Origin of the sequence: Sphingobium sp. EP60837 (assembly GCF_001658005.1) — a bacterium.
Lineage (GTDB): Bacteria > Pseudomonadota > Alphaproteobacteria > Sphingomonadales > Sphingomonadaceae > Sphingobium > Sphingobium tyrosinilyticum.
In genome coordinates this window covers 550660-571577 of sequence record NZ_CP015986.1, presented here as the reverse complement: position 1 = coordinate 571577, position 20918 = coordinate 550660, and the positions used below count along the sequence as shown (strand labels likewise).

Here is a 20918-nt window from a genome sequence, read left to right as displayed (position 1 = left end):
GAAAGGTCAGCATGATGGCGGGTTGTATGGCTCCGCATCCTCACGCTTCCGGCCGTGTCCAAATCCATGTGCCGCCGATCAGCGCGGCAGTCAGCGGAGCCAGGAACCACGGGAAGGGCGCCAGGAATAGCGCCAGCAGTGCGCTGAAGGCGAAGGCCGCGAGGGCCGCGCGCTTACCCCGGCGGCTGATGGCTCCGCGCTCGCGCCACCGCCGGATATGCGGTCCAAAATGCTGGTGATCGAGAAGCCTTGCTTCCAGCGCCGGACTTGATCGAGCGAAGAAAAACGCGGCCAATATCATGAAGGGCACCGTGGGCAGCAGCGGCAGGAAGATGCCCAGCGCGCCAAGCGCCAGCGCGACAAACCCACCCGTTAGATAGAGCGCCTGCCGCATCAGGCGGCGGGAAGGCGAAGCCGCACCAGCAGACCGCCCAGATCTTCACTTTCCTCCATCCCGACCGAGCCACCATAGATTTCCGCGACATCACGGACGATCGCAAGGCCAAGGCCGGTGCCGGGCTTCCCCGAGTCAAGCCGGACGCCCCGGTCGAAAATGCGCGTGCGTTCCTCTGGGGGGATGCCCATGCCGTCATCCTCCACCACAATTTCCACCATCGCGCTAACGCGGCTGACCGTCGCGAACACGCTGCCGCCGCCATATTTCGCAGCATTTTCGATGAGGTTGCCGAGCATCTCGTCAAGGTCCTGCCGCTCTACGCGGACCGTGGCCTCCTTGTCGCCATCCATGTCGATGCGGGTCTCGGGGTAAAGGCGTTGCACCGCGCGCTCGACAGCCTGAAGGCTGCCCCAGACCTCGGCCCGGCTCTGCGCCGCGCCACGCCGCCCGACCGCGCGGGCGCGGGCGAGATGGTGATCGACCTGCCGGCGCATCGTCGTGGCTTCACGGATGACCGTTTCGCCAAGGTCAGCCGCCTGCGCTGTCGCGGCATTCATGATGACCGTCAGCGGCGTCTTGAGCGCGTGGGCCAGATTGCCTGCATGGGTCCGCGCTTCTTCAGCCTGGCGCTCATTATGGGCGAGGAGCGCGTTCAATTCCTCGACCATGGGAAGCACTTCGGCGGGCATGGGTTCGGTGACGCGGCTCTTTTCCCCGGTGCGCATGCGCACGATTTCCTTCCGCACACGGCGCAACGGCCGCAGCCCATAGAGGGTCTGCAGCGTCGTCAGCACGATCAGCCCCAGCGCGAGCAGCGCGAAGCTTTGCGTCAGTGTCGATCGCAGGGCTCTGATCTGGTCATCCAGCCCTGCGCGAGCGGCGGCGACCATGAACATCCATCGCGTGTTGGAGCCCGGCAGGACGATCGTCCGCTCCATGATGCGCAGGTCTTCGCCGGGAAACTGCTTGCTGTCATAGGCGTGAAAAGTGCGGTCATCATGTTCGGGCAGAACGCGCAGCGCACGGTCCCACAAGGATCGCGATCGCCAATCCTCATGCCCCTTGGCGCTGATCTGATAATAAAGCCCGCTATTGGGTTCCAGGAAGCGTTGATCGGCTAGCGGGCGATTGAACAGCACTTCGCCATCCGGCCCGATTTCCGCCGACGCGATCATCGCGGTCAGCACATAATTGAGGCCATCGTCGAAATTGCGCGTGATCGCCGCGGACAAGACCCGGTCGAGCGCCAGCCCTCCGCCTAACAACAGGACGCTGATCCACAGCGCCGCAATCCCGATCATGCGTCGGCTCAGCGACCCCGTGGAATGAACTGGGGGAGGAGTGGTGGATTCGGACGGGCTTGCCATGGCGCTTATGTCAGAGCCATACGCGTGGAATGGAGATTACGGGTCGTCAGCGGCCGGGCTCGTCCAGGCTGTATCCCAGTCCCCGGATCGTCGTGATGACATCCGCGCCCAGCTTCTTGCGGATGCGGGTCACGAAGACTTCAATCGTGTTGGAATCGCGATCGAAATCCTGATCATATATATGTTCGATCAGTTCGGTGCGGCTGACCACCTTGCCCTTATGATGGAGCAGGTAGGACAGCAGCTTATATTCCTGAGCGGTCAGCTTTACCGGCTCGCCCTTCAGCGTGACCTTGCCTGAGCGGGTATCCAGCCGCACGTCGCCCGCGGTAAGTTCGCTCGAAGCGTTGCCCGACGCGCGGCGGATGAGCGCGCGCAGGCGGGCGATCAACTCCTCGCTCTGGAACGGCTTCGCCAGATAATCGTCGGCGCCGGCATCCAGGCCCGCCACCTTGTCCGACCAACTGTCTCGCGCGGTCAGCACGAGGACGGGAAAGCCCCGGCCTTCCTTGCGCCAGCGGTCCAGCACGGTCAGCCCGTCGATGGTGGGCAGGCCCAGGTCCAGGACTACGGCGTCATAGCTTTCGGTCGTGCCCAGGAAATGACCGTCCTCGCCATCGGTTGCGAGGTCCACGGCATAGCCCGCGCCTTCCAAGGTATTGCGGAGCTGTTGCCCGAGGCTCGGTTCATCTTCGACGATCAGCAGACGCATATGGCCCCGTTTCTTAGTGTTTTGCCTGGCGCGTCAGTGCGCCCAGCCGGTTATATCGCCTGTGCGCCCGTCCGCATCAACCCAAACCACCTTACCGTCCTTCACATATTTCAAGCGATAGCGGTTGGAGGAGGGATTGAATTCCGCACCAAGATAGGTTGCCCCGCCCATGGCGGCATCGACCCGGCGCTTGATGAGGGAGAAGGGCATGGTTTGCCCGTCGAGCATGGCGCGGCGCGCGGCGTCCTGTTCACCGCGCTGCCCGATCTCGGCCTGGGAAGGCGTGGCCGCCATCGCGGCGAGGGCGGCCAGACCGGTAATCAGGATGCTATGCTTCATCGTCATAGGGCATGCCATAGCGCCGAAGCATTGAACAGGTGGTGAATGGTGGCGTCAAAGCGGCGATCCGAGCGGGATTAGCGCTCCAACGCATATTGGACGGTTAGTGTGACGGACGATCCGACCTGCCCGGGTTCGACCGGCGTAGCCTGCTCGGCATCCGCCTTGAACCGGGCGGCGAGCATCGGCATCGGGGGATTGCCCCCGCTATTGCTTTCCGAAATGGAGATCAGGCGGGCCGAACGGTAACCGGCCGCTTGGGCATAGAAGTCCGCCTGTGACTTGGCACTCTTCAGCGCAGCCGCGCGCGCCTGCGCCAGCATCGGCGCAGGGTTTTCGATCGAGAAGGATGGACCGTTCACATTGGTCGCACCCGCTTCGACCAGCGTATCGAGCAGTGGGCCCACCTTTTTGATGTCGTGCAGCTTGATGGTCAGTTGGTTCGACGCTTCATAGCCGATGAAGCGTGGCCCGGCAGGCTGTCCCTCGCGGTTGCTGTAGTCATATTGGGCGCTGAGATTGATGCCGCTGGTCTGGATGTCCTTCTTGGCGATGCCTGCCTTGGCGAGCGTGGCGATCAGGCGGTCCATCTTCGCTGCATTGTCGCGCATCGCTTGCGTGGCGGTGGGCGCGCGCGTCTGCACGCCGGTGCCCACAACGGCGCGGTCCGGAGCGGCTTCCACCGTTTCGGTGACATTCAGTGTCACGACCGGAGCGGTTTCGGCGATGGTGACGCTCGTCTGCGCGATCGCCGCTGCGGGGAGCGATGCGGCGGCGAGGGCCATCATGGCGAAGGCAGACTTCATGGACGTATCTCCTTGGGAAAGCAGACGTCCTGTTTGTAACGGCTGCGATGAATGGACGCTGACGGGCGTTGAAAGCCTTTGGACAGCTTCCGGTTCCACATGCTCTTGCCCCGGCGCGCTGGAAGTCCTAGCTGCACGGCCATGCCGGCACCCATATTCTCCTTTGAAAATCTTGGCCTCAGCCAAGGCACGCATTGGCTTTTCCGCCATCTCGACATTTTTGTGGGCGAGCGGGACCGGCTTGCGCTGATCGGTCGCAATGGCGCGGGCAAGACGACGCTGCTGAAGCTGATCGCGGGGCAGGTAGAGCCCGATGAGGGCACGCGATCCGTCCGTCCCGGCGCGCGGGTCATCATGCTCGAGCAGGACCCGGACGTTGCTGAGTTCGCGACGTTGCGAGACTTTGCGCTGGCCGGTCAATTTGCACCGCCCGCGCATGAGGTGGAGGCGATTGCGAGCCAGCTCGGCATCGACCTGTCCCGCGAAGCCGCGACTGCCAGCGGGGGCGAGCGCCGCCGCGCCGCCATCGCCCGCGCATTGGCGAGCGAGCCCGACTTGCTGCTGCTCGACGAGCCGACCAACCATCTCGACATTGACGCAATCGATTGGCTGGAAGGCTGGCTGGGCCGCTACAACGGGGCGTTCATCGTCATCAGCCACGACCGCGCCTTCCTGACCCGGTTGACGCGGCAGACGCTGTGGCTCGATCGGGGGTCCATCCGCCGCAACGAGATCGGCTTTGGCGGGTTCGAGGATTGGATGGAAGCCGTATATGCCGAAGAAGCCCGCGCGGCCGAAAAGCTCGACGCAAAGCTCAAGATCGAGGCGCATTGGCTCCAGCGCGGCGTCACCGCCCGCCGCAAGCGCAACCAGGGCCGCCTCGCGAAGCTGTGGGAAATGCGCGCCCAGCGTGCCGCGATGGTCGGACCGCAGGGCGTCGCCAAGATCGCCGTCGCTGCCGACGACAGCAAGACGAAGAGCGTCATCACCGCGGAACATGTAACGAAGAGCTTCGGCGCGCGCACAGTCATCAAGGACTTCACCCTGCGCATCCAGCGCGGCGACCGGATCGGCATCGTCGGCGGCAATGGCGCGGGCAAGACGACGCTCTTGAAGCTGCTGACCGGCGAACTCGCGCCGGATGCCGGTGTGGTGAGGCAGGCCAAGTCGCTCGACATGATCTTCATCGACCAGCAGCGCAGCCTGATGCAGGCCGACAAGCGCGTGCGCGACGTGTTGGCCGAAGGCGGCGATTGGATCGACGTGCGCGGGGTGCGCAAGCATGTCCACGGCTATCTGAAGGAATTTCTCTTCGACCCGTCTTTGGCCGAAGCGCGCGTGGGCACGCTGTCGGGCGGCGAGCGGTCGCGTCTGCTCTTCGCGCGGGAGTTCGCGCGCGAATCGAACCTGCTCGTGCTGGACGAACCGACCAACGACCTTGACCTCGAAACGCTCGACCTGCTGCAGGAGGTCATTGCCGATTATGACGGCACGGTGCTGATCGTCAGCCACGACCGGGATTTCCTTGACCGGACAGTGACCGTGACGCTCGGCCTCGACGGCTCGGGGCAGGTCGATGTGATCGTCGGCGGCTATGCGGACTGGGTGGCCAAGCGCCAGCCGAAAAGCGCGCCCAAAGCGGAAAAGAAAGCCGCTGCCGCTCCGCCACCGCCCAGGACCGCCGCGACCAAGCTCAGCTACAAGGATCAGCGTGACCTGGACCTGCTGCCCAAGACCATCGAGGAACTGGAGAAGGCCATAGCGCGCGATGAAGAGGCGATGGCTGACCCTGCGCTCTACGCCCGCGATCCCAAGCGTTTCGCCGCGCTAACCAAGGCGATCGAGCAGGCGCGCGCGGACAAGGATGCGGCCGAGGAACGCTGGCTGGAATTGGCGGAAAAGGCCGAGGGGCTAAACGGCTGACAGCAGGAGACGCGAAGGCATGGCGGCGATGGAAGGATCAGCGGCAGGCGCGCCAGAGCAAGCGCACCACGCCGTCCATTATGTCAATCGCGTGGGCTGGCTGCGTGCGGCGGTCCTAGGCGCGAATGACGGCATCGTCTCGACCGCCAGCCTGCTTGCGGGCATCGCCGCCTCGGGGGCCGCACGTGAGGCGATTCTGCTGTCGGGCATAGCAGCGTTGGTCGCGGGCGCCATGTCCATGGCGGCCGGCGAATATGTGTCGGTCAGCGCGCAGTCCGACACGGAGCGGGCGGACCTTGCCAAGGAAAAGCGAGCGATCGCGCAGCAACCGGATGTCGAGTGGCAGGAACTGCGCGGCATCTATGTGGAGCGCGGCCTCACGCCTGAACTGGCCGGGGAGGTGGCGCGGCAGTTGATGGACGCCGATGCACTGGCCGCCCATGCCCGCGATGAGCTGGGCATTTCCAACATCAGCACCGCGCGGCCGGTGCAGGCGGCGCTTACATCCGCCGCGACCTTTTCTGCGGGCGCGCTCGCCCCGGTTGTTGCAGCAGCCTTATGCCCTGCCTCCATAGCGCTTCCGGTGATCGTTATTACATCGCTACTGTGCCTGGCGCTGCTCGGTTACGTCGGCGCGCGGCTGGGCGGGGGGAAGACTGCCCGTTCGGTCGGCCGAGTGGTCTTCTGGGGCATGCTGGCGATGGTGGTGACGGCGGGTGCGGGCAGGCTTTTCGGCGCGGCCATATGATGGCAAGGTCCGCGCGTTCAAGAATCTCAAGGAGACGATCATGACTTCGATCCAGCAAATTCCGCTGAAGACGATCAAGGGCGCAGACGCCAGCCTGGCGGACTATACGGGCAAGGTGGTGCTGGCGGTCAATGTCGCCTCCAAATGCGGCCTCACCCCGCAATATGAGGGGCTCGAAAAGCTCTATCGCGATTATAAGGACAAGGGCTTGGTCGTCGCGGGTTTCCCCGCCAACGACTTCGGCGCGCAGGAGCCGGGCAGCAATGATGAGATTGCGACTTTCTGCACGACCAATTTCGGCGTCGATTTCCCCATGTTCGAAAAGATCGTCGTGACCGGCCCGGAAAAGCACCCGCTTTATGCCGCCCTCACCAGCGAGCAGCCCAAGGCGCAGGGCGAAGGCGACGCGTTCCGCGACAAGCTCAAGGGATATGGCATGACGCCGACCGAAGAGCCTGAAGTTCTGTGGAACTTCGAAAAATTCCTGATCGCCAAGGACGGCACGGTCGCCGCACGCTTCGCGCCCGCCACCACGCCCGACGATCCCGCGCTGGTGTCGGCGATCGAGGCGGAATTGGCCAAGTAAAGCCAAGCGCCGCTATTCTGGCGCCGGCCTGTACGACAGGGCGAGCGAACCGGAATAGCGGCACGTCGGCGCAGCACTCTATCTTGTGCCGTCCCTCGACAGCTAGTGGTGCCAGAGGCTAACTCGCCTCATGATACCATCTGCGATCGCCCTTCATCAGATCGGCCCGGTGCTGGAAACACTCAGCATCGTGGGGATCTTCGTCTTCGCGGCGTCCGGCGCGCTGGCCGCCGCGCGGTTGGGCCAAACGCTTGTCACCTTCGCCTTCTTCGCACTGATAACGGGGGTGGGAGGCGGCACCGTGCGCGATCTACTGATCGGTGCGCCGGTCTTTTGGGTGCATGATCCGGTCCCCGCCATCACCTGCATGATCGCGGCCCTGCTCGTCTGGTTCACCCCGCGCAGGCTGTGGAGCGACCGCGCGCTGGATTGGCTCGACGCCATCGGCCTTGCGGCCTTCGCCGTGTTCGGAGCCGCCAAAGCGATGAGCTACGGCATCCCGCCTCTCGTCGCAGCCATGATGGGCGTGGTCACGGGTTGCGTAGGCGGCATTCTTCGCGACCTGCTCGCCCATGAGCCATCCATCCTGCTACGCCCAGAGCTTTATGTGACTGCGGCCGCATTGGCATCGGGCTTGTTCGTGGTGCTGCATTGGTGGGGGCTGGATGTACCCGTAGCGGGCGTCGTGGCTGCGCTGCTGGGTTTTCTGTTGCGGGCCATCGCGATCTGGAGAGGGTTGGGGTTGCCAGTCTATCGGGGTGAGTAAAGCGTCTTTGATTTGCCAATCGCCGGTATCATTTCAGGCAGCGGTGAACGTGACAGCCTCGATCTTGTTTCCGTCCGGATCACGAACGAAGGCGGCATAGTAATTGGCGTCATATCCGGGTCTTAGGCCAGGCGCACCGTCACCTGAGCCGCCATGGGCTATTGCGGCCTTGAAAAATGCATCGACAGCGGCTCGTTTTTCAACCTCGAAAGCAACATGGACCCCGTTGCCAACCGACGCGCCGCCGCCGTCTGCGGGAAGGTTGAGGCTGAAGACGGTGATGCCAGCGCCGTACCCTATGGCGTCACTGACATCCAACGTTCGCCGCATGCCCAACTCATGCATGACCGGGTCATAAAAGGCGCGCGCTCGTTCCAGGTCGGTCGTGCCGAGGGAGATATGGTGCAGCATCTTCGCCAAATGTGCTCGCCCGCTGGGAGTTCCAATCGCCTCGCGCGAAGACTCGGCGAAGCGCAACGGTCTTGCGATATGGCCGCTTTTAACTTCTCTCACCCCCGCCAAATCGAAGTCAGCAACGCCATCAAGCCTCGCTGATCAGCTGCACTCACGGCCTTCGGTGCGCCATAACCTCTGCATTCAAGGCAATCGGCGCGCACGCCTGCACCGCTCAGCAATTCCCGCACATCAGCGATGGCCTGCATTGCCCAGCGGCGCTGGATCATCGCCTGGTGGCTCAGCATGTCGCGTGCCGTGTCGGCATCCTCGTCGTCGCGTTCGGTCATCGACTGGATGAACTCGGCGAATTTGTCGGGTTCCTTCTCGATGCGGTAGGTTTTTGCCTTCGCGGGGTCGAGCTTGGCGAGCTTGGCTGCTTCCGCGATCGCCTCTTCAAGGCCGCCGAAGCGATCGACCAAGCCGATCTGTCGCGCCGTGCCGCCGTCCCAGACGCGGCCTTGGGCGATGGCGTCGATCTGCTGGGGCGATTTGCGGCGGGCTTTGGCCACTAAGCCGACAAAGCGGCCGTAAATGTCCTCGATCCCCATCTGCATGATGCGATCGAACTCCGGCGTCGTCCCGGCCGCAAGGTCCGGTTGGCCCGATAGCGGCGTGGTGCGCACTCCATCCGTGGTGATACCGAGCTTGGCCAGCGTTCCTTCAAAGCTCGGCAAGATGCCGAAGACGCCGATGGATCCGGTGATCGTGCCGGGCTCGGCGAGGATCAGGTCGGCGGGGGTCGAAACCCAATAGCCGCCACTCGCCGCGACATTGCCCATCGACACGACGACAGGCAGTCCTTCCCGCTTGGCCTCCATGATGGCCTGCCGGATCTTTTCCGATGCCATGACGGAGCCGCCGGGGGAATCGACGCGGACCACCAGCGCCTTCAGTTCCTTTTCGGACAGGGCCTTGTAAAGCAGCGCGGAGATCGTGTCTCCGGCCGCGCTCCCGGGTCCCGCATCGCCATCGACGATCTCGCCTGCGATCGTGATCACGCCGATCTGGCCATTATTGGCTGGCCGGTGCGCCTTGGCGTAAGTGGGAAGGTCGATGCTGGCGAAGTCGCCAGGCCGTTCGTCGGAAGGTTCGCCAGCAACTTGCGCCACCCGCTCACCGAAAGCCGCTTCATCGCCCAGCCGGTCGATCAGTCCCGCACTCAGGGCCGCCTTCGCCAGGTTGCCGCGTGCGGCTTCGGCTGCGCCTGCAGGATTGGCGGCATAGGCGGCCAGCTTGGCTTTCGGGCGGGCCCGAGCGACTTCCTGCTGCCAACCTTCCCACAGCGCATCAGCCAGCGCCTGATTGGCCTGCCGCGCCTCGGGCGATTGATCGGAGCGGATGAAGGGTTCGACGAAACTCTTGTAAGTGCCGACGCGATAGACGTGCGTGTTGACGCCCAGCTTGTCGATCAGGCCCTTGTAATAAAGCCCTGAACCGCCGCGGCCCAGAATGGCGACGCCGCCCAGCGGATCGACCCAGCTTTCGCTGGCATGGGCAGCAAGTTGATAGCTGTCATCGCTGTAGATGGTCGCAAAGGCGAAGACCGGCTTGTTCGCGGCGCGAACGCCGTCCAGCGCCTTGCCCACGCGTGACAGGGCAACTTGGCCGCCGCCCAGGAACCCATCGAGGTTCAGGACAACCGCCTTGACCTTGTCATCGGTCCTGGCTGCTTCCAGCGCGGTAACGATGTCGGACAGCCGATATTCCCTGGTCTCCTGCCCCGATCCGGTCAGCAGGGAAAATGGATCGATCTCCGCAGGCTGCTCGACGATCGTGCCGTCGAGCTTCAATAGCAAGGCGCCGCTGCTGACGCTGCGGGCAGGCTTGGGGGACCAGGACAGGGCGGCATAGAGCAGGCCGAAGAAACCAAGCAGGAGCAGCAGCACCAGCCCGTCCTTGATGGCGACCAATATGCGCCAAACACCCTTCACAAATGCCAAGTTGCCAGTTCCTTTTTCAACTGTCCTTCGAGCTATCCGATCGGCGGACCGACTGCAATGTGGGGCGGTGGGCCGGGCGCACAAGCTTGCGCCCGTGATTTCCGGCGTTATGGGAAGCGCCAACATTCGCTTAGTGCAGGAGAAGCGTTTCATGCCCACACTCGTTCTGATCCGTCATGGCCAATCGGCCTGGAACCTGGAAAACCGCTTCACCGGCTGGTGGGACGTGGACCTGACGGAAAAGGGCGTGGAGGAAGCGCGCGCTGCTGGCCAGTTGCTGTCGGCCAAGGGACTGGACTTCGATCGCTGCTTCACCTCGGTCCAGACGCGCGCGATCAAGACGCTGAACCTGGCGCTGGAGGAAATGGGCCGGCTGTGGCTGCCTGTCGAAAAGGACTGGCGCCTGAATGAACGGCACTATGGCGGGCTCACCGGCCTTAACAAGGCGGAGACGGCCGCCAAGCATGGCGACGCGCAGGTCAAGATCTGGCGCCGCAGCTTCGACATTCCGCCGCCAGTGCTGGAGCCGGGCGGTGAGTTCGACCTGTCGAAAGACCGCCGCTATGACGGCATCGCCATTCCTTCCACGGAATCGCTCAAGGATACGATCGCGCGCGTGCTGCCCTATTGGGAAAGCCGGATCGTGCCGGAATTGAAAGCGGGCAAGCGCGTCCTTATTTCCGCCCACGGCAATTCGCTGCGCGCTCTGGTCAAGCATCTGTCTGGTATACCCGATGACGAAATCACCGAACTGGAGATCCCGACCGGCCAGCCGATCGTCTATGACCTGGCCGACGATCTGACCGCGAAGGAGCGCTATTATCTGTCGGAGCGTTGAGCGTTCCAAATCCCGCATTGCCCCTTTCCGGTCCTGCCGCTAAGGGGCTTTGCTTTCCGCGCCATCAGGGGAAGTCAGGCGAATGACCGCTAAAGTCGGCATCATCATGGGATCGCGTTCCGATTGGGAAACGATGCGTCATGCGGCCGAGACGCTGACCGCTCTCGGCGTCCCGCATGAATGCAAGGTGGTCTCGGCCCATCGCACGCCGCAGCGGCTTTACGACTATGCGACCGGCGCGGTGTCCCGTGGCCTGAAGGTCATCATCGCCGGGGCAGGGGGCGCGGCTCATCTCCCCGGGATGGCCGCTTCGATGACGCGCCTCCCGGTGCTGGGTGTGCCGGTCGAATCTAAGTCGCTGAAGGGCATGGATTCCCTCCTTTCGATCGTGCAGATGCCCGGCGGCATACCCGTTGGCACTCTTGCTATCGGAAAGCCCGGCGCGATTAACGCCGCGCTGCTCGCCGCCTCGATCCTGGCCACCACCGACGACGCGCTGGCGGAGCGGCTCGACATGTGGCGTGAAAAGCAGACCAACGACGTCGCGGAGACGCCCGAATAAGATGACGACCATCGCGCCCGGTTCCACCATCGGCATTCTTGGCGGCGGCCAGCTCGGCCGCATGATCGCGATCGCCGCCGCGCAACTGGGCTATCGCACCCACATTTATGCACCCGAGACGAGCGGCCCGGCTGCTGACGTCTCTCCGCGCTGGACCCAGGGCGCCTATGAGGATGCGGCCGCGCTGGCGGCTTTCGCAGACAGCGTCGATGTCGTCACTTATGAGTTCGAGAATATCGACCCTTCAGCGGTCGAAGTGCTCGCCACCCACGGCCTGGTCCGTCCGGGCGCACAAGCGTTGCGCGTGGCGCAGGACCGACTGGCGGAAAAGAGCTTCGTGCGCGACCTGGGCGGGCTCACCGCGCCCTTCGCATCGGTAGAGAGCCTCGACGATCTGGAGCAGGCGATCGCCACCATCGGCAGCCGCGCGATTCTGAAAACCAACCGCATGGGCTATGACGGCAAGGGGCAGGCGCGCCTGAACGAGCCGGGCGATGCAGTCGGCGCCTGGAACGCGATCGGCCGGCAGAGCGCGATCCTTGAAGGCTTCGTGACTTTTGAGGAGGAGTTTTCCGTCATCCTGGCGCGCGGCGCGGACGGTGAAGTCCGCTTCTGGGATTCGCCCGTCAACGTCCATGTCGATGGCATCCTGTCCACCTCCACGGCTCCTGCAGGTGAACGCATCGAGGCGCAGGTAGAGGGTGCGCGGGCCCTTGCCGCGCAGGTCGCTGCCGCACTGGACTATGTCGGCGTACTGACCCTGGAGTTTTTCGCCAGCGCCGATGGCCCGGTCTTCAACGAAATGGCTCCGCGCGTGCACAATAGCGGCCATTGGACCATCGAAGGCGCCGTCACCAGCCAGTTCGAAAATCACGTCCGCGCCATTTGCGGTCTGCCTTTGGGTGACACCCGCCTCGCCGCCAAGCGGGTGGAAATGCGCAACTTGATCGGCGACGAAGCGAATGAATGGCAGGCGATCATGACCGATCCGGCCGCTCATCTGCACCTCTACGGCAAGCATGAAGCGCGTGCCGGGCGCAAGATGGGCCATGTCACCCGGCTAACGCTGTGAGTGCAAAGCCGGAGATCGTCCTCATCCTCGCCCGCGCCGACAATGGCGTGATCGGTAGGGACGGCGGACTCCCCTGGCGGCTTCCAGCGGACCTCAAGCATTTCAAGGCGCTCACCCTTGGTCATCCCATGATCATGGGCCGCAAGACTTTCGACAGCCTGCCGGGCCTGCTTCCCAGCCGCCGTCATATCGTCCTCACTCGCGACGCCGGATGGAGCCGTGAAGGCGCGGAGGTCACTCATGACGTTGCCGGAGCGATCCGTTTGGCGGACGCGCCCGTGGTCATGGTGATCGGCGGCGCGGAAATCCACCAGCTGTTCCTTCCACAAGCCGACCGCATCGAACTCACCGAGGTTCATCTGGATACGCCCGGCGATGCGGCCATTCCCTATCCCGACGCTGCCGAATGGCAGGAGGTCGCGCGGCAGGATCATGCCGCGCAGGGCGAATATCCCGCCTACAGCTTCGTCACCTTCCGCCGCCGCACTGCGCCATGAAGCCGCATTGCCAGCGGCGGGGCAGGTCCCTATAGCCACCGCCATGGAGCGGCTTGAAAGCGGCGTCCCGATCCCCGCCCATTTGCGCGGGAGCATCATGGCGCTGGGCAATTTTGACGGGTTTCACCTCGGCCATCAGGCGGTCGTCGGCCGGGCAGTCGCTCGCGCCCGCGCGGAAGGACGTCCCGTCATCATTGCGACCTTCGATCCGCATCCGATGCGCCTTTTCCGCCCGAATACGCCCTGGTTCCGCCTTACCACGCTGGATCAGCGGCAAGCTCTTTTTGCCAAGGCAGGGTCGGACGCCATGCTCGTTTTCGCCTTCACCCGCCAACTCGCTGCGCTGGACCCCGAGCATTTCGTCGAACTGCTGGTCGAAGGGATGGGCGTCGCGGGCGTGGTCACAGGCCAGGATTTCACCTTCGGCCAGGGCCGCAGCGGCACGGTGGCGACCTTGGCGCAGCTTGGCGCGGCGCGCGGCATGAGTGCCGAAGCAGTCGCGCCTGTCACCGATGAGCGCGGGGAAGTCGTGTCCTCCAGCCGCATCCGCGCAGCGCTGAAATCGGGCGATTGCGCGACGGCTACTCGCCTTTTGACCCGGCCTTTCGCCATTCAGGGGCTGGTTCAGCACGGCGACAAGCTCGGCCGCACGATCGGCTTTCCTACCGCCAATATCGACCTTGGCCATTATCTTCGCCCCGCCTATGGTATCTACGCGGTTCGCGGATTGCTGTCCGACGGCCGCGTGTTGGATGGAGCGGCCAATCTTGGCGTCCGCCCCAGCTTCGATCCGCCGAAGGAATTGCTGGAGCCCCACTTCTTCGATTTCGCCGAAAGCCTTTATGATCAGTGCATCGAAGTGCAACTGATCGACTATCTCCGGCCCGAGGCGAAATATGACGGGCTGGAGGCGCTCACAGCCCAGATCGCCAAGGACTGCGACGCCGCGCGGCAAATCCTTGCGAGAACGCCACACCTCGCGTAGGGCGCACTTTCCATTTTACTCCGTTCGTCCTGAGTAGCCATTGAGCTTGTCGAAATGGCGTATCGAAGGATTTGGTCTTGCGCAGATGCTTCGATACGGGCCTTCGCCAAGCTCAGTCCCCACTCAGCACGAACGGTGAGTTTTAGTGCCGGACCGAAGATGACCGATCAGCCTGACTACAAGTCCACCGTCTTTCTCCCCGTCACCGACTTCCCGATGAAGGCGGGCCTGGCGCAGAAAGAACCGGCGATCCTCGCGCGATGGGAGGAAATGGACCTCTACGGCAAGCTGCGCGAACGGCGGAAGGGCCGCGAACGCTTCATCCTTCATGATGGCCCGCCCTACGCCAATGGCGACATCCATATGGGCCATGCGATGAACAAGGTGCTGAAGGACATCATCGTCCGCAGCCAGTCGCTGCTCGGCAAGGACGCGCCCTATGTGCCCGGCTGGGACTGCCACGGTCTTCCGATCGAATGGAAGATCGAGGAGGAGTATCGCAAAAAGAAGCAGAATAAGGACGAGGTTCCCGCACAGGAATTCCGCGCTCAATGCCGTGCCTATGCGGACAAATGGGTCGGGGTTCAGAAGGAGCAGTTCAAGCGCCTCGGCGTAATGGGTGATTGGGACGATCCCTATCTCACAATGAAGTTCGACGCCGAAGCTACCATCGTGTCTGAACTGCTGAAATTTGCGGAGAGCGGCCAACTTTATCGCGGGGCGAAGCCCGTCATGTGGTCCCCGGTCGAAAAGACTGCGTTGGCCGAGGCGGAAGTCGAATATGAGGACATCGTCTCGACCCAGATCGATGTGGCGTTCGAGATTGTCGATGCGCCCAACGCGCCCGAACTGGTCGGCGCCCATGCGGTGATCTGGACGACGACGCCTTGGACTATCCCGGTGAACCAGGCTTTGGCCTACGGGCCGGAGGTCGATTATGTCCTGCTTGAAGGTGAAGGGCGGAAGTTCCTTATCGCCGAAGCTCTGATCGGCCCGTTCAAGGAGCGCACTGGCCTGCTCCATGCGCAGCCGCACAAGCACTTCAAGGGCTCGCAACTCGCTGGAGCTGTGGCGCGCCATCCGATCTACAACCTCCTTCGTCATCCCGGCGGAAGCCAGGGTCCCGCTCCTGTGGATGAGGCTGCGCTCGCCTTTTACGCCAAGCCCCGCCCGTTCCTGCCCGGTGATTTCGTCACCACGGACGCCGGCACTGGCCTTGTTCACATGGCCCCTGACCATGGCGAAGACGATTTCGGACTCTGCAAGGCGCATGGCATCAACCCCGTCTTCGCCGTCGAAAATGACGGAAAATATCGCGAGGATTGGGCGTGGCTCGGCGGCCAGGGATCGGTCATCAACCCGAAATTCGTCAGCAAGGATGGCCCGATCTGCACCGACCTGCGCGAAGCCGGAGGTCTGCTCGCCGCGTCGGATGACTTCAAGCATAGCTATCCGCATAGCTGGCGTTCCAAGGCGAAGATCATTTTCCGTTGCACACCGCAATGGTTCATCCCGATGGACCGCGCGATCGGCGACGGCATCATCCCGCGCTGCGCCGAAGAAGAAGCGATCCTCGCTGCCCAAGGTAACGGCGCGACCCTGCGCGGCACCGCGCTCGACGCCATCGAAAAGACCCGGTGGGTGCCGGAGCGCTCGATCAACCGCATCCGCTCGATGGTGGAGGGCCGCCCCGATTGGGTGATCAGCCGCCAGCGCGCCTGGGGCGTCCCTATCGCCCTCTATGTTAATCGGAAGACGGGCGAGTATCTCGTTGATAAGGCGGTCAACGCTCGCATCATCGAAGCTTTCAAGAGCGCGGGCGCCGACGCTTGGTTCGGTGCGGATCACCAGGCGTTTCTTGGTCCCGATTACGACCTCAATGACTATGAGGTGGTGAACGACATTCTCGATGTCTGGTTCGACAGCGGCTCAACCCACAGCTTCGTTGTCGAGGGCCGCTATGGAGAAGGCGTCCGCGCCGACCTCTATCTCGAAGGCTCCGACCAGCATCGCGGCTGGTTCCAGTCCTCGCTGCTGGAAGCCAGCGGCACCCGCGGTCGCGCACCTTATGACGCCGTCCTCACGCACGGCTTCGCGCTGGACGGCCAGGGCCGGAAAATGTCGAAGAGCCTCGGCAATGTGGTCGATCCGCTGAAGGTGATCGGCGAAAGCGGCTCCGACATCCTTCGCGTCTGGGTCGCAAGCACCGACTATTTCGATGACGTCCGCATCGGCAAGGAAGTGCTGGCCGGATCCTCTGACGCCTATCGCAAACTCCGCAATAGTTTCCGCTACTTGCTTGGCGCTCTTTCTGATTTTTCCGAAGAGGAAAAGCTGCCCGTCAACGAAATGCCGGAATTGGAGCGCTACATGCTCCACCTGCTCTCCAAGCTCGATGCGGACCTCAGGGCCGTGGTCGATAAGGCGGCGGGGAGCGAGAATTGGCTGGAATTCAGCCGCTATACCCGCGCCCTGTTCGATTTCGCCAACAGCGACCTGTCGGCTTTCTTCTTCGACATCCGCAAGGACTGCCTCTACTGCGATGCGAAGTCGGACCTTAAGCGCCGCGCTTATCGCACGGTGCTCAACACGCTGTTCCACGCGCTCGTCCGCTATGCCGCGCCGATCATACCCTTCACTGCTGAGGAAGTGTGGCAAAGCCGCTATCCAAATGAAGAAGAAAGCGTGCACTTCCTTGAATGGCCCGAGATCGATGCGGCTTGGCTCGACAGCGGCCTCGAAGGCAAATGGACCGCCCTGCGCAGCCAGCGCAATCAGGTCAACGAAGCCATCGAACCGCTCCGCCGCGAAAAGGTGATCCGCTCCAGCCTAGAGGCCGACGTCACCATGGGCGAGCAGGTCCCCAGTGACGGTGTGAACTTCGCCGAAATCGCCATCGTCGCGCGCATCGAAACGGGTGTGGGCGACGGCATTATCGTCAAGCCCAGCGACTGGCACAAATGCGGCCGCTGCTGGCGCCTGCTGCCGGAAGTTGAGGAAGACGGCACCCTTTGCAACCGCTGCGATGAAGTGCTTGGTGCATGATCTTTGCTCTGTCCTACACGCGCTGTACCGGGCTATATGCCCAGCGCGGGATGGGGCTGCAGGAAAACAGGAATAATATGGCGCTTCTCTGGGGTTCTCTCGTGTCATCTTTGCCACTCAAATCCTGCGGCTCGTACTGCTGATGGCCGTCGTCAATCACCGCCCCCTTGGGTTGATTGTCGCGATCGTCACTTTGGCGATGGACCAGCTCATCAAATATACCGTCACCTATCCGCTCGCCCTTAAGAGCCGGTTGGATGACGGCATCGAAATCCTGCCGATCTTCCGCCTGCGTTGGCTCGAAAATCGGGGCGTTTCGATGGGCTTTTTCCACGCGGACACGAACATGATGCGCTGGATTTTGGTCGGGATGACCATGTTGATCGCGGGTTTCGTGGGCGTGTGGATGTGGCGTGAAAAGGCGCGGCAGGACGTTGCGGCGCTCGGCCTCGTCCTTGGCGGTGCGATCGGCAATATCGTGGATCGCGTGCGCCTCGGCTATGTGGTCGATTATGCCGACCTGCATTTCGGTGAATGGCGGCCCTTCCTGATTTTCAACCTGGCTGATGCGGCCATCACTTTCGGCGTGTTGATCCTTCTTGCGCGGGCGCTTCTGCTGCGCGAGAAGGGCGCAAAGACGGAGTCATTGAACTAATGCGTAAACTGATCCTCGCCGCTGGCCTGATTTCGATGCTGTCCGCTTGCGGCGGTGGCGGCGGCCTTTTCAACCGTGACCGCCCCGATGAGTTCGCCGTGTCGCGCCAGGCTCCACTGGTGATCCCGCCTGATTACGCGCTGGTCCCGCCCGCACCCGGCACTCCAGCCGCCGCGTCAGTCGATTCCAGCCGCGCTGCAGTGGAAGCCATGTTTGGTGGCCCGGCTCAGCGCAGCGCTGCCGAGGCGGCTGCCTTGACGGCTGCGGGTCGCGCCAATGCTGCTGCGGGCATTCGTTCCTCCGTTGGTGATCCGGGGACCGAGGTTGTGGATAAGGGCGCTACGACTCGTGAAATCATCGCCGCTCCGGAAGGCGACGGCCAGGATGCGCGCGCGGCTGTCCCACAGCAATAATTGCAACAAAGGCTTAGGGCTGGTTCTCGACAAAGGTCTTGAACCGGCCCAAAGTTTCTTCCCACTGGCTACCGACCTGAGCAAGCCAGTCTCGCGCTTCCGCAACCGCTTCCGCGCGCAGAGCGAAGAGCGCTTCCCGGCCACTCCGGGTGCGTTCCACCAATCCAGCGCCTAGTAGCACATCCAGATGCTTTGCAACGGCCTGCCGAGTGATCGGCAAGCCTTCGCCCAGTTGAACTATGGAGCGCGCCGTGCCGTCGGAGAGATGACTTATCAATCCCAGCCGCGTTACATCGCCCAGAGCCGCAAAAAGCCGGGCAGGGGCGTTCTCAACCTTCAACATAGGCGCGGATGGTCTGAACCTGCTCCGTCCAACCGCCATCATTGGAGCGCATGACATCGCTCCGTCGAGGCTCCGGCACCTTATCAAAGCCGCTTTCGGTCACCGTCAGCAGCGTGCCATCCCCCGTCGGTTCGAGTAGAAATTCCACCAGCGTCCATTCCTGGACGGGCACGCCACTCTCCATCAACTCCTTGTCGCCGCCGGTGGCTGGCCACTCATATGCGAAGCGCCTCATGGGCTCGATCGCTACTACCCGCGCCTCCCAGCGATAATCCTCATAGCCTGGATAGGTCATATGTCCCGTGGATGGCTGGCCGACAACAAAAGGCTGATCCAACGCTACACGGAACCACGTTCCGAACTTCTCATGATTGATGAGCGCATCCCAGACGCGTTCAATGGGCGCGGCGATATCGACGCTCTTTGTGATGGACTCAGGCATGTCGGCAACCTCCTGATTGCAGACATGCGCCCTCTGGGTGAGTTAAGCAACCATTTGGTTGCGATTCAAGCGCGAGCCTCTGTGCCGATGCCGGGACTGTTGTGGCGAAGTGCTGTCAGCACCGTCTCCACAATCGCTACCGCGTCCAGACGCGCGTCGGCATATTGCAGCTCAGGCTTGTCCTGATCCTGAAAAACGTCCGGTAAGCGCATCGTCCGCAGCTTTAGGCCATTGTCTATCAGACCAAGGTCGCTAGCCAGCGTCAGCACATGCGCGCCCAAACCGCCGATCGCGCCTTCCTCGATCGTCACGGCGACTTCGTGGGTCGTCAGCAGGCGACGGATCATCGCCTCATCGAGTGGCTTGGCGAACCGCAGGTCAGCTACGGTCGTGGACAGACCCTTGGCTTCCAGCACCTCGGCGGCCTTCAGCGCTTCTTCAAGCCGGGTTCCGAGGGAGAGAATAGCGACCTGCCGCCCCTCTCGTACGATCCGGCCCTTGCCGATTTCCAGCCGCTCGGGCGTTTCAGGCAGCGGTATGCCTATGCCGTTGCCGCGTGGGTAGCGAACGGCGATCGGGCCATCATCATAGACCGCGCAGGTGTGAACCATGTGCACCAGTTCTGCCTCGTCGGCCGCAGCCATGACAACCATGTTCGGGAGCGTGGCGAGATAGGTAATGTCGAAACTGCCAGCGTGCGTCGATCCATCCGCGCCCACCAGTCCCGCCCGATCAATAGCGAAACGCACCGGCAAATTCTGGATCGCAACATCATGCACGACCTGATCATAGGCGCGCTGCAGGAAGGTCGAATAGATCGCGCAGAACGGGCGCATGCCTTGGGCAGCCAGTCCGGCCGCGAAGGTCACTGCATGCTGTTCGGCGATGCCCACATCGAAGGAGCGAGCCGGGAAGCTCTCAGCGAATTTGTCGAGGCCTGTGCCCGAGGGCATCGCTGCTGTGATTGCGCAGATGGTCTCGTCGCGTTGCGCTTCGGCAATCAGCGCCTTCGCGAACACGGCGGTATAGCTGGGCGGGCCAGGAGGCGCCTTAGCCTGCGCGCCCGTGATGACGTCGAATTTCTGCACGCCATGATATTTATCAGCTGCGGCTTCAGCGGGCGCATAACCCTTGCCCTTTTGCGTAACGACATGGACGAGGCAGGGACCTTCGGCCGCGTCGCGCACATTTTCAAGGACGGGAATCAGCTGGTCCAGATTATGTCCGTCGATCGGGCCTACATAATAAAAGCCCAGTTCCTCGAACAACGTGCCGCCCATCGCCATGCCGCGTGCAAATTCGTCCGTCTTGCGGGCAGCATTGTGCAGCGGCCGGGGCAGCCGGCGCGCGAGGCGCTTCGCCAGATCGCGCAGGCCAAGGAACTCACGGCTGGACACTAGGCGAGCAAGATAGGCCGACAGGCCGCCCACCGGAGGCGCGATGGACATGTCATTGTCGTTGAGGATCACGATCAGCCGGTTCCCGGCCTCGCGCGCATTATTCATCGCCTCATAGGCCATGCCGGCCGACATGGCGCCGTCACCGATAACCGCAATGCCTTTGCCGGCTTTGCCCGAAAGCTTGCTGGCTACAGCAAAACCGAGCGCCGCGCTGATCGATGTCGAGCTATGCGCCGCGCCGAACGGATCATATTCGCTTTCGGCCCGCTTGGTGAAGCCAGACAGGCCGCCGCCCTGCCGCAGCGTACGGATGCGGTCGCGCCGGCCGGTCAGGATCTTGTGCGGATAGCATTGGTGGCCGACGTCCCAGACCAGCTTGTCGTTGGGCGTGTCGAACACATAATGGATGGCGGTGGTCAGCTCAACTACACCCAGTCCTGAACCCAAATGGCCGCCGGTAACGCCAACGGCGGAGATCACCTCTTGCCGCAGTTCGTCGGCAAGCTGGTGAAGCTGTTCCGGCTTCAGCGTGCGCAGGTCCGCCGGCCAGACAATCTGGTCGAGCAGCGGTGTGGAGGGGCGATCATTCATGAAAGACATAGACTCCCGAGCGCGCTAGGCCGTTC

The 20918-nt window shown here is 63.0% G+C and carries 22 protein-coding genes; 12 read left to right on the top strand and 10 right to left on the bottom strand.

Going from position 1 to position 20918, the window contains the following annotated elements:
• Nucleotides 1-40: 40 nt before the first annotated feature.
• The 5 genes from EP837_RS02670 to EP837_RS02650 form a co-directional block, all read right to left on the bottom strand.
• Complete coding sequence (locus EP837_RS02670; RefSeq protein WP_066524226.1) at nucleotides 41-394, bottom strand: YbaN family protein; 354 nt, start codon at nucleotides 392-394, stop codon at nucleotides 41-43.
• A complete protein-coding gene (locus tag EP837_RS02665; RefSeq protein ID WP_066524224.1) occupies nucleotides 394-1698 on the bottom strand; it encodes a sensor histidine kinase in 1305 nt (434 codons plus the stop codon). Before EP837_RS02665 ends, EP837_RS02670 begins: the two co-directional genes overlap by 1 nt.
• Nucleotides 1699-1810: 112 nt before the next feature.
• On the bottom strand, nucleotides 1811-2476 hold the full coding sequence (locus EP837_RS02660) for a response regulator transcription factor (protein ID WP_066524223.1): 666 nt from the start codon (nucleotides 2474-2476) through the stop codon (nucleotides 1811-1813).
• Nucleotides 2477-2509: 33 nt separating this feature from the next.
• Nucleotides 2510-2821 (bottom strand): hypothetical protein, encoded by a 312-nt coding sequence (locus EP837_RS02655; protein ID WP_225870565.1) that lies wholly within the window; start codon nucleotides 2819-2821, stop codon nucleotides 2510-2512.
• Nucleotides 2822-2892: 71 nt separating this feature from the next.
• Entirely contained in the window at nucleotides 2893-3621 is a 729-nt protein-coding gene (locus tag EP837_RS02650; RefSeq protein WP_066524221.1) for an SIMPL domain-containing protein, read from the bottom strand.
• 141 nt (nucleotides 3622-3762) lie between these two features.
• On the opposite strand from EP837_RS02650, the gene EP837_RS02645 reads away from it, so the two are divergent.
• The 4 genes from EP837_RS02645 (at nucleotide 3763) to EP837_RS02630 (ending at nucleotide 7644) form a co-directional block, all read left to right on the top strand.
• The gene (locus EP837_RS02645) at nucleotides 3763-5544 is read left to right on the top strand and encodes an ABC-F family ATP-binding cassette domain-containing protein (protein WP_066524219.1); all 1782 of its coding nucleotides are present in this window, start codon (nucleotides 3763-3765) and stop codon (nucleotides 5542-5544) included.
• A 19-nt stretch (nucleotides 5545-5563) separates the two neighbouring features.
• On the top strand, nucleotides 5564-6292 hold the full coding sequence (locus tag EP837_RS02640) for a VIT1/CCC1 transporter family protein (protein ID WP_156518368.1): 729 nt from the start codon (nucleotides 5564-5566) through the stop codon (nucleotides 6290-6292).
• A gap of 40 nt (nucleotides 6293-6332) precedes the next feature.
• A complete protein-coding gene (locus EP837_RS02635) occupies nucleotides 6333-6878 on the top strand; it encodes a glutathione peroxidase (protein ID WP_066528558.1) in 546 nt (181 codons plus the stop codon).
• Between the two features lie 130 nt (nucleotides 6879-7008).
• Nucleotides 7009-7644, top strand: coding sequence for a trimeric intracellular cation channel family protein (locus EP837_RS02630; protein ID WP_066524217.1), 636 nt, complete (start codon nucleotides 7009-7011; stop codon nucleotides 7642-7644).
• 33 nt (nucleotides 7645-7677) lie between these two features.
• Here EP837_RS02630 and EP837_RS02625 read toward each other — a convergent pair whose 3' ends face one another.
• Both EP837_RS02625 and sppA read right to left on the bottom strand, forming a co-directional pair.
• Complete coding sequence (locus tag EP837_RS02625) at nucleotides 7678-8055, bottom strand: VOC family protein (RefSeq protein WP_066524213.1); 378 nt, start codon at nucleotides 8053-8055, stop codon at nucleotides 7678-7680.
• Between the two features lie 98 nt (nucleotides 8056-8153).
• A complete protein-coding gene (gene sppA / locus EP837_RS02620) occupies nucleotides 8154-10040 on the bottom strand; it encodes a signal peptide peptidase SppA (RefSeq protein WP_066524211.1) in 1887 nt (628 codons plus the stop codon).
• Nucleotides 10041-10191: 151 nt separating this feature from the next.
• Between sppA and gpmA the strand changes: the two genes are divergently transcribed.
• From gpmA to EP837_RS02580, 8 genes are all read left to right on the top strand, one after another.
• Nucleotides 10192-10878 (top strand): 2,3-diphosphoglycerate-dependent phosphoglycerate mutase, encoded by a 687-nt coding sequence (gene gpmA / locus EP837_RS02615; protein ID WP_066528555.1) that lies wholly within the window; start codon nucleotides 10192-10194, stop codon nucleotides 10876-10878.
• Between the two features lie 82 nt (nucleotides 10879-10960).
• Nucleotides 10961-11440 (top strand): 5-(carboxyamino)imidazole ribonucleotide mutase, encoded by a 480-nt coding sequence (gene purE / locus EP837_RS02610; protein WP_066524209.1) that lies wholly within the window; start codon nucleotides 10961-10963, stop codon nucleotides 11438-11440.
• A 1-nt stretch (nucleotide 11441) separates the two neighbouring features.
• Nucleotides 11442-12512, top strand: coding sequence for a 5-(carboxyamino)imidazole ribonucleotide synthase (locus tag EP837_RS02605; protein WP_066524207.1), 1071 nt, complete (start codon nucleotides 11442-11444; stop codon nucleotides 12510-12512).
• Nucleotides 12509-13009 carry a dihydrofolate reductase gene (locus EP837_RS02600; protein ID WP_066524206.1) on the top strand — a complete coding sequence of 167 codons (501 nt, stop codon included), beginning with the start codon at nucleotides 12509-12511 and terminating at the stop codon, nucleotides 13007-13009. The genes EP837_RS02605 and EP837_RS02600 overlap by 4 nt, the downstream gene beginning before the upstream one ends.
• A gap of 43 nt (nucleotides 13010-13052) precedes the next feature.
• Nucleotides 13053-13994: a bifunctional riboflavin kinase/FAD synthetase gene (locus tag EP837_RS02595; protein ID WP_066524205.1), complete on the top strand. Its 942-nt coding sequence runs from the start codon at nucleotides 13053-13055 to the stop codon at nucleotides 13992-13994.
• A 159-nt stretch (nucleotides 13995-14153) separates the two neighbouring features.
• Nucleotides 14154-17039, top strand: a complete 2886-nt coding sequence (gene ileS, locus EP837_RS02590; RefSeq protein WP_066524202.1) for an isoleucine--tRNA ligase — start codon at nucleotides 14154-14156, stop codon at nucleotides 17037-17039.
• Between the two features lie 142 nt (nucleotides 17040-17181).
• A complete protein-coding gene (gene lspA, locus EP837_RS02585; protein WP_066524198.1) occupies nucleotides 17182-17694 on the top strand; it encodes a signal peptidase II in 513 nt (170 codons plus the stop codon).
• The gene (locus EP837_RS02580) at nucleotides 17694-18107 is read left to right on the top strand and encodes a DUF3035 domain-containing protein (protein WP_066524196.1); all 414 of its coding nucleotides are present in this window, start codon (nucleotides 17694-17696) and stop codon (nucleotides 18105-18107) included. The genes lspA and EP837_RS02580 overlap by 1 nt, the downstream gene beginning before the upstream one ends.
• Nucleotides 18108-18120: 13 nt before the next feature.
• Here EP837_RS02580 and EP837_RS02575 read toward each other — a convergent pair whose 3' ends face one another.
• From EP837_RS02575 to dxs, 3 genes are all read right to left on the bottom strand, one after another.
• The gene (locus tag EP837_RS02575; protein ID WP_066524194.1) at nucleotides 18121-18450 is read right to left on the bottom strand and encodes an ArsR/SmtB family transcription factor; all 330 of its coding nucleotides are present in this window, start codon (nucleotides 18448-18450) and stop codon (nucleotides 18121-18123) included.
• Nucleotides 18437-18892 (bottom strand): SRPBCC family protein, encoded by a 456-nt coding sequence (locus EP837_RS02570; RefSeq protein ID WP_066524192.1) that lies wholly within the window; start codon nucleotides 18890-18892, stop codon nucleotides 18437-18439. The genes EP837_RS02575 and EP837_RS02570 overlap by 14 nt, the downstream gene beginning before the upstream one ends.
• A gap of 65 nt (nucleotides 18893-18957) precedes the next feature.
• Nucleotides 18958-20892 carry a 1-deoxy-D-xylulose-5-phosphate synthase gene (gene dxs, locus EP837_RS02565; RefSeq protein WP_197486297.1) on the bottom strand — a complete coding sequence of 645 codons (1935 nt, stop codon included), beginning with the start codon at nucleotides 20890-20892 and terminating at the stop codon, nucleotides 18958-18960.
• Nucleotides 20893-20918 lie beyond the last annotated feature (26 nt).

What these genes read in the sequence shown, in the direction of transcription:
- EP837_RS02665 (WP_066524224.1), bottom strand. Translation starts at nt 1,698, where the DNA reads ATGATCGGGATTGCGGCGCTGTGGATCAGCGTCCTGTTGTTAGGCGGA.
- EP837_RS02595 (WP_066524205.1), top strand. Translation starts at nt 13,053, where the DNA reads ATGGAGCGGCTTGAAAGCGGCGTCCCGATCCCCGCCCATTTGCGCGGG.
- EP837_RS02670 (WP_066524226.1), bottom strand. Translation starts at nt 394, where the DNA reads ATGCGGCAGGCGCTCTATCTAACGGGTGGGTTTGTCGCGCTGGCGCTT.
- dxs (WP_197486297.1), bottom strand. Translation starts at nt 20,892, where the DNA reads ATGTCTTTCATGAATGATCGCCCCTCCACACCGCTGCTCGACCAGATT.
- EP837_RS02655 (WP_225870565.1), bottom strand. Translation starts at nt 2,821, where the DNA reads ATGACGATGAAGCATAGCATCCTGATTACCGGTCTGGCCGCCCTCGCC.
- gpmA (WP_066528555.1), top strand. Translation starts at nt 10,192, where the DNA reads ATGCCCACACTCGTTCTGATCCGTCATGGCCAATCGGCCTGGAACCTG.
- purE (WP_066524209.1), top strand. Translation starts at nt 10,961, where the DNA reads ATGACCGCTAAAGTCGGCATCATCATGGGATCGCGTTCCGATTGGGAA.
- ileS (WP_066524202.1), top strand. Translation starts at nt 14,154, where the DNA reads ATGACCGATCAGCCTGACTACAAGTCCACCGTCTTTCTCCCCGTCACC.
- lspA (WP_066524198.1), top strand. Translation starts at nt 17,182, where the DNA reads ATGGCCGTCGTCAATCACCGCCCCCTTGGGTTGATTGTCGCGATCGTC.
- EP837_RS02640 (WP_156518368.1), top strand. Translation starts at nt 5,564, where the DNA reads ATGGCGGCGATGGAAGGATCAGCGGCAGGCGCGCCAGAGCAAGCGCAC.
- EP837_RS02580 (WP_066524196.1), top strand. Translation starts at nt 17,694, where the DNA reads ATGCGTAAACTGATCCTCGCCGCTGGCCTGATTTCGATGCTGTCCGCT.
- EP837_RS02635 (WP_066528558.1), top strand. Translation starts at nt 6,333, where the DNA reads ATGACTTCGATCCAGCAAATTCCGCTGAAGACGATCAAGGGCGCAGAC.
- EP837_RS02575 (WP_066524194.1), bottom strand. Translation starts at nt 18,450, where the DNA reads ATGTTGAAGGTTGAGAACGCCCCTGCCCGGCTTTTTGCGGCTCTGGGC.
- EP837_RS02650 (WP_066524221.1), bottom strand. Translation starts at nt 3,621, where the DNA reads ATGAAGTCTGCCTTCGCCATGATGGCCCTCGCCGCCGCATCGCTCCCC.
- EP837_RS02660 (WP_066524223.1), bottom strand. Translation starts at nt 2,476, where the DNA reads ATGCGTCTGCTGATCGTCGAAGATGAACCGAGCCTCGGGCAACAGCTC.
- EP837_RS02645 (WP_066524219.1), top strand. Translation starts at nt 3,763, where the DNA reads ATGCCGGCACCCATATTCTCCTTTGAAAATCTTGGCCTCAGCCAAGGC.
- EP837_RS02570 (WP_066524192.1), bottom strand. Translation starts at nt 18,892, where the DNA reads ATGCCTGAGTCCATCACAAAGAGCGTCGATATCGCCGCGCCCATTGAA.
- EP837_RS02630 (WP_066524217.1), top strand. Translation starts at nt 7,009, where the DNA reads ATGATACCATCTGCGATCGCCCTTCATCAGATCGGCCCGGTGCTGGAA.
- EP837_RS02625 (WP_066524213.1), bottom strand. Translation starts at nt 8,055, where the DNA reads ATGCTGCACCATATCTCCCTCGGCACGACCGACCTGGAACGAGCGCGC.
- EP837_RS02605 (WP_066524207.1), top strand. Translation starts at nt 11,442, where the DNA reads ATGACGACCATCGCGCCCGGTTCCACCATCGGCATTCTTGGCGGCGGC.